The sequence below is a fragment of the Streptomyces glaucescens genome (assembly GCF_002154375.1).
Classification (GTDB): domain Bacteria; phylum Actinomycetota; class Actinomycetes; order Streptomycetales; family Streptomycetaceae; genus Streptomyces; species Streptomyces glaucescens.
In genome coordinates, this window is record NZ_MUND01000531.1 from 3596 (window position 1) to 3904 (window position 309).

A 309-nucleotide genomic window follows, 5' to 3' on the forward strand; every position below is an offset into this window, starting at 1 on the left:
GTCCCAGGCCTCGGCGAGCGGCACCAGGTGGTCGATGTCGACGTCGGAGGCGGCGGTCCAGGTGGCGCCGTCGTAGGGGGAGTACCAGCTGCCGCTGGTGGCGGCGCAGGAGGAGTCGGTGACCACGCCCGAGCCGTCCCGCTTGAGGACCGTCTCGCGGGTGTTGCAGGTGCCGGACTGGGTGATCCAGTGCGGGAACAGGTCGCGGTTGTAGCCGGTGCGGTCCTCGGTGGCGACGGGGAGGGAGGCGAGGTAGGTGCGGGCGGTGGTGGCGCTGACGGGGGTGGGGAGGGCGGCGGAGGCGGAGGG

The 309-nt window shown here is 73.8% G+C and carries 1 pseudogene; it reads right to left on the reverse strand.

Annotation, left to right across the window (positions count from 1 at the left end):
• Window positions 1-309, reverse strand: a pseudogene (locus CCN42_RS44940) (hypothetical protein); the annotation flags it as partial.